Consider the following 11270-nt stretch of genomic DNA (forward strand, 5'->3'; position numbering starts at 1 on the left):
TGGGCCACCCGGATCAAGGGCGGGCCATCCGGTTATCGGGCCGGTTTGATCGGCATCACAGCCATGGCTCCCATGATGCCGACAACGATCGCCACGGGGAAGAGTCCCTGGGAGTCGGCAACCGGGGCCGGCTCGACCAGCTGAGGGCAGGCGCCGACCTGGACCGGCCGCGCCTACTCCTCCGCCTGCACCGGAACGGCCAGCTCGAGGACCTCGGCACCGGGCAATTGGGCGAGCTCGTATCCCGGTACGAGCAGTTTCGAGCCTCGGACGCCCCCGCCGACCACGACGGCGTCGGAATCCGCCACCCGACGATCGATCAGGATTCTCCAGTCGCGCGGCAGTCCCACCGGAGTGATCCCGCCCGACGTCATCCCCGTTGCCTCTTCGGTGGACGCCTGGTCCGCGAACGAGACCTTGCGAGCGTCGAGATGCTTCCGGACCGTTTATAAGACATCCCGAGACGCAACGCGCCGACGCGGCGGATTATGTATCGCAAACCGTGTCCGCAATCTATGTATCATCCGCAACGTTTGCGGTACATTGTGGGCATGGTGATGATCGGTTACGCGAGGGTCTCGACCCGAGACCAGAATCCGGAGGGGCAAACAGATGCCCTGAATGCCGCCGGGTGTCAGAAGCTTTTCGTTGATCACGCCTCGGGCACCCTGGCGAAACGGCCTGCGTTAGACAGAGCGTTGGAGTACTTGCGGGAGGGTGACACGTTGGTGGTCACCAAGCTGGATCGGTTGGGGCGCTCGGTGGGCAACCTCAAACAAGTGGCCGACCGGTTGCAGGATCAAGGTGTTGGATTGGTTGCCCTATCCCAGGGGATCGATACCACCACGGCCGGTGGTCGGTTGTTCTTTCATATGCTGGCTGCGATTGCCGAGTTTGAGCATGATCTGATTGTTGAACGAACCCGTGACGGGTTGGCTGCCGCCCGAGCCAGGGGCCGGAAGGGCGGACCGAAGTTCAAAATGACCCCGACTAAAGCGAAGCAGGCGCGTGCCATGTACGACGAGGGCAAGTACACAGTTCAACAGATCGCGGAGACTTTTGGGGTTTCTCGTCCGACGATCTATCGCCACCTGGAACGAGATTCCGAGCGTAGTTGAGAGCTTGTCGTGAGATGGCGGACTGGGCCTCTGGAAGGGGGTTATGCTGCAGGGGCGAACCGTGCAGGATCGACCGATGTAGCACGCTAGGAGTAGCCACGTGAAGCTTTTACTCAAAGGCCTCGCGTTCATCAGTGGAGTGGGCCAGAATCGTGGGGATGAACACTCCAATTGTTTCCGAGGTGGCGCATACTGGACTAACCGTTCCTGACCTGGATATTGCGATGGCCTTGGCTTTGCCCTCGAGCGCAGGTTTGATCTGGATGAGACAGTTACGGCTGGTACGACGGGAGTGGCCGGTGCCAGTATCCATGCGGCAACGATTACTCTTGGCCATCAGTGCATCGAACTTTTGGAGTACACTTCGGCTGCCGCTGGGCGGGTACAGCCAAGCCCTGCCCACAGCGGGGCGACCCATATCGCGCTGACGGTGTTGGACTTGGATCAAGCCTTGGAAGTGTGCCAGGCCTACCGATGGTGTGCAGTCGGGTCACCGTATCTGATGTGCGAAGGCCCGCGGGCAGGAACATGCATCATCTACCTCGAGGGTCCAGATGGAGGTCTTTTGGAACTGATCGCCCCTCCGGCGCAGGGCTGATCTGAGGTATCGAGTTCTCGACGGGAACTTCTTTGCTTGAGTCCAGCCGGTTGGCTTATAGTTGGGTTTCGCCCCAGTGCCAGAGACTTGTGAAAACGAAATCAAGAGACTGTCCTTTGGGGGTGATCCGGTAGGTGACCTGCGGGGGGGGTAGTGGGATTGACCTCTCGCTCGACCAAGCCGGCTTGGACAAGTGTTTTCAACTCGGACGAGAGCACTTTTTGGGAGACGTCACCAACCTGGCGGTGCAGGTCGGCATAACGGTGTTCGCGTTCCAGTAGACGCCAGAGGATCAGCATCGTCCACTTGCCGCCGATCAAGTTGACTGTTTGGTGCACAGTATCTCCGCAAAAGTCTTTTGGGGTATGTGCTGCCATATTATTGCCACTGCCTACCTCTAGGTATGGTCCTGATTTTAAGGTGCCGTCTTCTCGAAGGGACTGTTCACGCGCATGGTTAAGCATGAAAGCAGTCAAATCGAGGAGGAGATCTTATGCCTATCGTCAATCTTGCGATCGTGCCGGAGCTGATGAACGGTGACCGTCAAGCTCAATATCGCGATGTCGTCCAGGGTATTACTGAGGCCATTGTCCAGGTCACCGGTGCTCCCGAAGAATCGGTGCATGTGCTGATTGAAGAGGTGCACTCTGATATGTATTCCGTGGGTGGGGTCATGCTTCAGCGTGCCATGCCGAAACCTGACTAGCTAGAATAGCATCCAGCCTTCGATAGCCCGGTTGGTCAGGTCTGTGGTGCCCAGAAAATCCAGTAGATCCGAGTGATTCGCGGGTGAGAGCATGTCTTCATGAGCACGATTGATGATGTCTTGGCGCTTGCCTCCTCTCATGATCTGCATCTGTCCTCTGAGGGTGCTTAGCCTCCCTGGACGAGTCGCTTTTTCGGTCGTTCCTGCGAGTAACTAGAACCGCTAGGCCGCGTAGTTTTTGCATTTTGTATCTTGCCGGTAAGAGACCGGTTGAGGTCTCTCGATCGGGTCGGCAGACTTGACCAATGCTGACGTTCGATCTGCTTGCTATACCCCACGCCGAATAGCGGCGAGGACGATTTCATCGACCTTGCACAACGGGCTTCCCCGGCCACCGTAGTGCGCCCGGTCTGTTTTTCCTGGCCGAATGACGTCGGTGACTTAGAAATACTGTCCCCCAGCGAACGGTACGACGCGGTCCCTCGACTCGGAAGCGATGCGCATCTTCGCGAGTCAATTCCACCTCGAGTGGCGGTGAGGGATAAACCGGACGTCTCGATCTTTGGAGTGACTAGCGCTAGCTTCCTTCAAGGCCGGCGCGGCGTCTGGTATCAGCTGGATACTCTTGCCGCCCTGACTAGCGCTACCGCGGCGTTCCAACGAGCACTGTCCTATTTGGGGATCTCCTACATCTCGCTGGCTTCGATCTACCATCCAGATGTCTCTGAGCACTTTATCGACCGGCTCTTAGAGGTCGGGGTCCGAACGGTGGGTCGTGTCGATGATGAAGCAGACTCCGACCGTGAAGTTGCCGACTGGGGCCCCGAACAGATCACCGAGCTGGTGAGGCGGTCTCTGGTACCTGAAGCCCAGGCCGTTGTCGTTCCCGAGACCGCGCTGCACACCGCCAATATTGGGGATGTACTCGATGCCGCTGCGGGGATACCTGTGTTGACTGCTACTCAAGTTAGTCTTTGGGACGCCTACCGGCTCGCGGGTCTGCCTCCCGTTGCCACCTCAGCCGGTGCACTCTTTCAAGACGGGACGAATTGACCTGGCCTGTATCCCTTCACTGGGAGGCCTATTCGGACTGTCCTGCCAGGTGGAGCCTATGAGTCGCAAGGTTAAAAGCCCTATATTTTACGGCTTTGAATCTCGGCCACGCAAGACATCTGGGGTTCTCGCAACTAGCACCTAGGTGCCACAGCACATTGTGCCTCACGACGAAGAATGGGCCCGACCTGCTCTGGGAGGGTCAAGTGGGGAGGGTTCTAGTGTGTCTAGTGTGTAGGGGAGCCAAGAACCGATGGCTGCTGGGCGAGTTCAGGCTGGCAAACGAACAAGAATGAGGCCCCCTTTGGCCGGGGTAGGCAAACAAGGGGGCCTCAGACACTTAACCAGCAATCCGACCACATAATAGTTCGGTGACCAAGTCAAAGAACCATAGCAAAGAGCTCTGGCCTGTAAAAGAGGCACCGCACATCAGTACGGCCCCTTCTAGCGGTTCGCCAGCCCACCATCGAGCACCACATGAGCAAATCGGGTGAGCCAGCGTTTTCACCCTCACAGTGACCACCACGCTTGTATCCCCTGGATTAAAATACCCCCGCCCGCCGGGTTGCGGCGAGCGGGGGTCTGTGTCTGCCTCATGAGATTCATCGACCCGATCAAAGATCATGAGGCATGTGGCTACACTAGCTGATCCCAAGCACGGAAAAGACCCCCGCAGCTCGTACGGCAAGGGGCCTCAACCGTCTAGCTATATTGAAAAATACCTGCTTAAAGGCTGCTAGACAGTCCCAACCCTAGCCCGGCCTCCAGGTCCACCCCCTTTATCGGGAGGGCCCGAGAAGCTAAATGCGAGAGAATCGAGTGTTAATCGGAGCCGGGTGCCCTTGCCAGGCTTGTGCGCTTGGGTTTGGTCCCGGCATAGGCGAGGAGGAGGCCGTGTTGTTCGAGGGTCACGGTCATTCTGGTGCCTGGTCTGGGGTTGGGAGGTTGGAGCCTAGGTCATCAAGCCGGGGAGGACAGCCAGCAGGTCAGTGCAGACCAACAGCAACAGCAGCAGCAACGCCAGGATGATCTTTTGACCGCACCGGATGTGGCCGTCAAACATCTCAGTCAAGATGGGGTCGCCGCGACGGTGGTTGCTTCCCGGCAACGAGGCACCGGATGGTTTCTCGGTTCGAATTTCACCGATCCAGGAGAAGGCAAGCAGTATCAGCTCTGGCTGATGAAAGATGGGGCTCCCGTCCCGGACACGACCTTCAACGGTGGCGACTCCAGCGTGTGGCTGAGTGGTGATGTTCGTGATGCTGAGGCCGTGGCGGTGACGGTTGAACCTGAGGGAGGCTCTGAAGCTCCGACTAGTGATGTGATGATGACCGCCGAACTATAGAATCACCGACTGAACCTGCGCAGCCTTGCCCACTTTTTAGGTCAGGCTTTTGTCTTGGGTACCCGACAAGGGCACTTTGCAATGGGGGTGGGGGGGGGGGACACTCGCTACCCATCCTTAAGCCTCTTACATGGTGAAGTAGCCACTCTCCATTTCAGTGGTCGAAGCTACCTATATGTGGCGGTTATGACGGGGGACATGCAACAGTCATCACGAAGGCAGGGCGGTTACGGTCTAACTGCCCCATGAGTGCCTTGCAACATGCAAGAACTCGTAGTTTGCCGAAAAAATGGGACATTTTTCTGGTAAAGTCCAACTAATGGTTTGGACTCACATAGTAGCGCCTGTCCTCGTGGGGCTAGCCGTAGTATTCTTCCCAGGGTTTCTCTTCGGTCTAGCGTTACGGCTACCTCTTCGCTTTTGCGCTACGTACGCGCCAATATTCTCCATCGGCTCCATAGTCGTAGCATCAGTCATTTCAGGGCAACTAGGCTGGCACTGGGGATTCGCCCCATACATCATACTCAGCTTGACCTTCATAGCAGTCGCCGGGCTCGTCTCGTATTTGTTGATGAAGCGGCATCCAGTGCAAGACCGGGGCCCCTCAGGGACTTCTTTGGGTGCTGGTCTGCTTGGTCTAGCCATTGCGGCCACCACGATCGTCGGACAGCTCAAAAAAAGTCTTATTCACCCCGATGCTATTTCTCAGAGTTTCGATAACATTTTCCATCTGAACGGGGTTCGTTGGATTGGCCAGACGGGTAATGGCTCGAGCCTGAGCCTAGGCGCCATGACCACCTCGGACGGGTCTGATGCCTTCTACCCGGGGGGCTGGCACGACCTTGTCTACCTTGTCTTTTCCGTATTTCCCGGCTCCATTCCCGTGGCCACAAACGCCACCACAATCGTAGTCGCAGCGTTCGTTTGGCCACTCTCTGTTCTTGCTCTGGCATTAACACTGAAGCCTGCGGACCGAATTTTTGTGGCCGCTGCAACCGGGTTGTCAGGTGCAACTGTCGCCTTCCCCAGTCTGCTTCTGAAATGGGGGGTTCTTTATCCCAACCTTCTGGGATATGCGATTCTTCCTGCGTTTCTGGCGATGTTGATCTCCACGGTGCGGATAGTAGTTCACCGAGGATGGAGGTCATGGTGGCCAGTTGTGCCGAGCCTGCTCGTCGGGGCATCAGGCATCATTTTGGCCCATCCGAACGCTTTGACTTCAGCTGCGCTTCTCATTTTCCCACTGGTGTTGATCCAGCTCGTACGCTCGATCACCGGAAAATTCGATGGACCAAGGCTACTTCCGAGTGTGCTCTTAGGCCTCGCGGGGCTGATGTGCGTTGCGATCTGGTGGAAGGTACGTCCGGCCCCTGAAACATCAACGTGGCAACCGAAGTACTCTGACGTCGATGCCTTAGGCCAGTTCGTCTCGAACGGGTTCAACCGGAACCCGGCCGAGTGGGGGCTGAGCATGCTGGTCCTTGTCGGGATATTTTGGACATTACGTTCGAAGGATCACCGCTGGATCGTTGGTTCTTGGCTACTTTTGTGCTGGTTCTGGGTGATCGTCGCATCTGAGCCTGCAGGTTCCTATCGTCTCTTGATGGTCGGCCCTTGGTACGCCGACGAAATTCGTCTCGCAGCACTGACAGCGATCCCGGTTGTTGTCCTAGCGGCGTTCGGGGCTTCCCACCTCGTACGAATTGGCGTGTTTGCACTTCGTCATTTTGGTGTGCCGCAGAGAGGCCTAGTGCGTGCCACGACGGCCGTTGGCCTCGTGTTCGTTTTAACCTCCGCCTTTGTCATAGGTAAGTCGGGCCCCATGGCCAAGGCTGCCGCCTCCACGGCTCACGAGTTCAAGGTCACCCCCGGATCAATCCTCATAACTACGGATGAGGAAAAGGTCCTCGACCACGTGGATCAAATCGTTCCTAAAGATGACACCATCATCGTCAACCCCTGGGAGGGTTCTGCTGTGGCGTACGCGCTTAATGACCGGAACGTGACAAGCAAACACTCCTTGAGCCAGTCATCTCAAAACTACGAGGCCATCCTCCAGCATCTCAACAAAGCCCAACTCGATCCGAAGGTTTGCCAAGAGGTGCGGGACCAAAAGGCGTGGTGGTATTTAGAATTTGAAGACACCCTGGATATTGGATCCGACAGCAAGGACATGTATAAGGGGCTTGAGGATGTCGACTCAACGGGCACTGTTAAGCCGGTGTATACATCAGGATCGGTAGGGTTGTACAAGGTCAGCGCCTGCGACTGACCTTACCTGCGACGGAGACTGGTCGTCATGCGCGGGCGCCTTCACAACCTTATGACTCATAATAGCTAGGGCTTCCCCACACCTTCCGTTTCGCTCATGCCGCTGAGGAGTGGCTCACATCCCGGTTGCGGTTCTCGTCCACTCGATCCAGTGCGTCGCTGACCCTCTGGCTAAAGAAGGCCTGTGTCGACCGCACGAACGTCGCGGTCAGATGGTCGGTGTCCACGTAGGTGTAGACGTTGCCAACCGTAGGGGTGCAGCGGGCGCTAGGACAGATCAGATCGTTGAATGCCGCCGGGCCGTATCCGGGGTACTTGGTCTCCCACTCCGTGGTTGGGTCCGCAGTCTGCGCCGTGAGGTGCGTGTAGGTGCAGTCCTCAGCTGACTTGGTCTTTTCACACTCGAGCTGGGACTCGATGGACCGGGGATTATCACGCAGGCCGATAACGTCCGTTCCGCGTTCGGTCCAGTGGCGAACGTGGTCCTCGACACCATCGGGTACCACTTCGGATGCACCATCGTAGGTGGATTTGGTCGACTGGAGGAACACGACATCCGGATCCCAGCCATCGGCCCATTCCTGGGCGTTCTCGAACCAGTCCGAGCACTGCTGGCCCTGGTCCAAGGCGTTCTTATTCTCCTCCAGCGTCGTGTAGAAACAGCCACCGTGGTTGATCTGGATTACTTCCCAGCTTTCCTTCTCCCCCATGGCCTTGATCACGGGATTCAACTGCTCGACGTGGCTGTTGCCGATAGTCACTACTTTCTTAAGCGGGTCCTCTACCGGGGCACCTCGGCATTGCTTTCCAGGAGCACTTTTCCGCGGTTCGCTGAGTTCCAAGCGAGAGCATCCCGGATCTGCGAGAGCGGAAATTCTGCGGCGGGTGTCGTGGCCAGTAAACCTGACGCAACGAGCCGGAAGACTTCTTCAAAACGCTGAGCGAACTGCACGGGGTCGCTGTTATGAGCATCCTGGCGCAGGTGAAAATACTTCAGTTCCACATGCGATGGAAATTCCCAACTGCCGTGAATTGGCGTGCCGGAGAGGAGCCCGTAGTTCAGGGCCCCGGCAAAGTCGTGACTGGTGGTGTCGGCGTGTCGGTGCGCTGAGATAGAACGAGATTCCTGTAGGACGAGTGATCGACCAAGATCCACGTCTTTCCAGGAGCCTCGTTGTCGTCCCACTCTGCCATGCCCGTTGCGCGTTGTGTCCAGTCGCTGGCTGACCTGCGTTCTCGGTTCGCCGAGCTGCCTGACCCCCGCCGTCGCCGCGGTGTCCGGCACCGGGTCTCGGCGATTCTGGCGATCGCCGCGGCGGCGGTGACCTGCGGTGCTCGCTCGTTGACCACGATCGGGGAATGGGCAGCCGATGCGCCCCAAAGGATCCTGGCAACCCTCGGCGCGCGCTGGCACCTCGGTCGCGGCCGCCATGTCGCCCCGCACGAGACGACACTGCGGCGCACGCTGCAAGCCTTCGATGCCGCCGTGCTCGATGAGGTGATCAGCGACTGGCTCGCCGAGCACCTCACCGTGCGCGAGGATCTGGAGGCGATCGCGGTCGACGGCAAGACGCTCCGCGGCGCCCGCGACGCCGACGGCGAGCAGGCCCATCTGCTCTCCGCGGTCGTCCACGACGCCGGTGTCGTGATCGCCCAGCGCGACGTGGCGGCCAAGACCAACGAGATCACCGAGCTCGCCCCGCTGCTCGCGGGCGTGGACCTGACCGGAAAGGTGATCACCGCGGACGCCCTGCACACGCAGCGCGCCACGGCCGAGGACCTGGTCACGGCACAGCGCGCCGACTACGTGCTGACCGTCAAGGCCAACCAGCCGACCCTGTTCGCCGCCTGCCAGCAGGCGCTATCCGGACCGTCCCGCGCCTTCGCCGCCGAGGACGTCAGTTCCGAGCGTGGTCACGGACGCACCGAGCAGCGCACCACCCGGACCATGCCGGTCACCGACGGCGACGGGATCGACTTCCCCCATGCCGCGCAGGTCTTCCGGATCCGCCGTGACACCGGCGGCCTGGACGGCCAGCGCATCCGGAAGGAGACCGCCTACTGCATCACCAGCCTGGCGCCCGCCCAGGCCGGCCCGGCTCGGCTCGGCGCGCTGGTGCGGGGGCACTGGGAGATCGAGAGCCGAGTCCACTGGGTCCGCGATGTCACCTACGACGAGGACCGCTCCCAGGTCCGCACCGGTGCTGCGCCCCAGGTCATGGCCAGCCTGCGCAACCTGGCCATCAGCGCCTTCCGCCTGGCCGGTCACACCAACATCGCCGCCGCCCTCCGCTGGGCAGCCCGCGACTATCACCGACCACTGACCATTCTCGGCCTCACATGACTTTGCCGGAGCCCTGCCGATTGGGGAGAGCAGATCGCGCACTCTAGGCATGTTGGTCATATCCACGCCCCTGGCCCCCTCCCAGCTTTCTGTTCTGCTGCGATCCGAAAGTCCATGCATTCTCGGGGGACGAGGCGCGTGCTGCACAGCTTCCTTCCTCGTCTTAGGGCCTGGTCGATCTCTTCGCTGAGTCGATTATCCTTCGCGCGTGGTCTCGTCCAACGTCTCATCATCTTCCTTGGCTTCTCGTGAGCGTCGCAGCGCTTCGCGGCGTGCTCGTTCGCGGTAGCTGTAAGCGGCCTCGTGGACCGACTCTTCGCTTTCGAAGCCTGAGCCGATGGCGCCTGCGACGGTTGCGGCGGCGGTCGTTAACAGGGCGACGAGGAGGTGTTCTCCGAGTCCGTATTCAGGTCCGGCGTACTGGCTGAAGACTTCAGGGGTGAAGACGATGAGCGCGGCGATCAGGTTGAGGACGAAGAGCCCCAGGTAGCCACACGTCAGCCCGATGGCGAGGGTTATCACGGTTGAAGCATTGAAAAGGACCGCTTGCTCACGTTGATATGCCGGTAGATTCCTCACCCGTTCCCACAGGTGATGATAGACGATGAGCCATGTGAGCATCGCGGTGATCGAGGCGAGCACCACGGCGACCAGTTGCCACACCGCCATGGTGATCGCGAGTTCCCACAGGGTGGCGTTGATCAAATAGAAAGCGCTGAACGCGAACGCTCCCACCAGCGCCCCCCGCAGACCCGACACCAGCCGCCACGGTTGGTTATCCCGGACCATTCCGATGAGCAGCCGCAGCCGACCCCGACTCGCGAGGATACGCAGGTCGATGCCGTCTTGATCGGGTGTGGCCCGCCGGAAGGCCCCACCCAGTGCGTCCAGACGGGATCGGCGATGTTCCTCAGAGCCCTCCTCTGGGGTTGTCTCGCCGCGCAGGTCCACGATGAGCTGTGCCACCACTCCCAGGACTCGACGTCGCAATGCCATCGCGCCGAAGGCCGGCAGTGAGACCACCGCGACGTTTCGACTGCTACTGGCATCAGCGACGACAGGCTGCCGGTCGATGGCCAGCGGGAGATCGGTGACGCACACCGCGAAGTCCCAGCCGCGTTGCCGCTTGTGCTCCGTTGCGAGGTTCATTATCTCGAAGTGCTGCATGTCGCTGGGAGGCAACCGCTCACGGTGCACCTCGACTCTCCACTGGCGATCCGGCAACTGCTCGGCCAGTAGTCCTGGTAGTTCCTGTTCGAGTTGCTGCGCGACCTGTAGCGGGGTAGCCACCGGATCGGCGACCACGCCGATCACCACCTCCCGCCCGGGGGTCTGCGTGTGGCTCTGCTGTGTCGTCACCGGTCCGCTCCTTCCGCTGCTGAATGTGGGCCGTCGGGGTTATGTCGAGGTGGTGTGTGTTCATAACACTCCCCACACTTCTGGTCTACCTCTACACCCCGTGGGGGTCCCGGCATCGGCCCACCGACACCTAAGCGCCGTACCGCCCGGCCCCGACAGAAGTCGCGACCGAGCTGATCGCGGACATCAACCACATGACGTGGAGTTTTCTCCAAGACCTTCCGAGGTCGTTCGATGAGCAATCGCGATCGGGGCCCAACCCCATCCTCCACCACCGCAATCCGGCTAACAAGGGTGGGTGCCCCGGCCAATGAGGACTCTCGTGGACTGCCCCCGAATAACTACCACCTCGGCATACGGTGACGACAGTCCGCGCCCGTATGGGGGTCCCTCACTGGAACACCTGACGGCGCCTCCGATCCAGGTCGAGTGATCGCTAGTTTGTGACTTCCACGTTTAAATGGCGGGGGTTCTTC

General features: G+C 59.6%; 10 protein-coding genes and 3 pseudogenes. 7 read left to right on the forward strand and 6 right to left on the reverse strand.

Features of this window, described 5'->3' with window-relative positions:
* Nucleotides 1–173: 173 nt before the first annotated feature.
* Nucleotides 174–431: pseudogene (locus AB0Y14_RS12060) on the reverse strand (YbaK/EbsC family protein); the annotation flags it as partial.
* A 120-nt stretch (nucleotides 432–551) separates the two neighbouring features.
* Here AB0Y14_RS12060 and AB0Y14_RS12065 point away from each other — a divergent pair.
* The gene (locus tag AB0Y14_RS12065) at nucleotides 552–1118 is read left to right on the forward strand and encodes a recombinase family protein (protein ID WP_436589506.1); all 567 of its coding nucleotides are present in this window, start codon (nucleotides 552–554) and stop codon (nucleotides 1116–1118) included.
* A 229-nt stretch (nucleotides 1119–1347) separates the two neighbouring features.
* A pseudogene (locus AB0Y14_RS12070) lies at nucleotides 1348–1716 on the forward strand (VOC family protein); the annotation flags it as partial.
* Nucleotides 1717–1771: 55 nt separating this feature from the next.
* Here AB0Y14_RS12070 and AB0Y14_RS12075 read toward each other — a convergent pair.
* Nucleotides 1772–1909, reverse strand: coding sequence for a winged helix-turn-helix transcriptional regulator (locus tag AB0Y14_RS12075; protein WP_436589507.1), 138 nt, complete (start codon nucleotides 1907–1909; stop codon nucleotides 1772–1774).
* Nucleotides 1872–2180 (reverse strand): annotated as a pseudogene (locus AB0Y14_RS12080) (winged helix-turn-helix transcriptional regulator); the annotation flags it as partial. The pseudogene AB0Y14_RS12080 and the gene AB0Y14_RS12075, both read right to left, overlap by 38 nt.
* Nucleotides 2181–2209: 29 nt before the next feature.
* On the opposite strand from AB0Y14_RS12080, the gene AB0Y14_RS12085 reads away from it, so the two are divergent.
* From AB0Y14_RS12085 to AB0Y14_RS12100, 4 genes are all read left to right on the forward strand, one after another.
* Complete coding sequence (locus AB0Y14_RS12085; RefSeq protein WP_436589508.1) at nucleotides 2210–2422, forward strand: 2-hydroxymuconate tautomerase; 213 nt, start codon at nucleotides 2210–2212, stop codon at nucleotides 2420–2422.
* A 567-nt stretch (nucleotides 2423–2989) separates the two neighbouring features.
* Nucleotides 2990–3475, forward strand: a complete 486-nt coding sequence (locus tag AB0Y14_RS12090; protein ID WP_436589509.1) for a hypothetical protein — start codon at nucleotides 2990–2992, stop codon at nucleotides 3473–3475.
* Nucleotides 3476–4397: 922 nt separating this feature from the next.
* Nucleotides 4398–4820, forward strand: a complete 423-nt coding sequence (locus AB0Y14_RS12095; RefSeq protein WP_436589510.1) for an anti-sigma factor — start codon at nucleotides 4398–4400, stop codon at nucleotides 4818–4820.
* Between the two features lie 319 nt (nucleotides 4821–5139).
* Nucleotides 5140–7092, forward strand: coding sequence for a DUF6541 family protein (locus AB0Y14_RS12100; protein WP_436589511.1), 1953 nt, complete (start codon nucleotides 5140–5142; stop codon nucleotides 7090–7092).
* Between the two features lie 94 nt (nucleotides 7093–7186).
* On the opposite strand, the gene AB0Y14_RS12105 is transcribed toward AB0Y14_RS12100, so the two are convergent.
* Entirely contained in the window at nucleotides 7187–7852 is a 666-nt protein-coding gene (locus AB0Y14_RS12105; protein ID WP_436589512.1) for an SGNH hydrolase domain-containing protein, read from the reverse strand.
* 20 nt (nucleotides 7853–7872) lie between these two features.
* Complete coding sequence (locus AB0Y14_RS12110; protein WP_436589513.1) at nucleotides 7873–8247, reverse strand: hypothetical protein; 375 nt, start codon at nucleotides 8245–8247, stop codon at nucleotides 7873–7875.
* 36 nt (nucleotides 8248–8283) lie between these two features.
* Between AB0Y14_RS12110 and AB0Y14_RS12115 the strand changes: the two genes are divergently transcribed.
* Nucleotides 8284–9435: an ISAs1 family transposase gene (locus tag AB0Y14_RS12115; RefSeq protein WP_436589514.1), complete on the forward strand. Its 1152-nt coding sequence runs from the start codon at nucleotides 8284–8286 to the stop codon at nucleotides 9433–9435.
* A 195-nt stretch (nucleotides 9436–9630) separates the two neighbouring features.
* Here the strand turns inward: AB0Y14_RS12115 and AB0Y14_RS12120 are convergent, their stop codons facing one another.
* The gene (locus AB0Y14_RS12120; protein ID WP_436589515.1) at nucleotides 9631–10794 is read right to left on the reverse strand and encodes a hypothetical protein; all 1164 of its coding nucleotides are present in this window, start codon (nucleotides 10792–10794) and stop codon (nucleotides 9631–9633) included.
* Nucleotides 10795–11270 lie beyond the last annotated feature (476 nt).

It is taken from the genome of Rothia sp. HC945 (assembly GCF_051370785.1).
Classification (GTDB): domain Bacteria; phylum Actinomycetota; class Actinomycetes; order Actinomycetales; family Micrococcaceae; genus Rothia.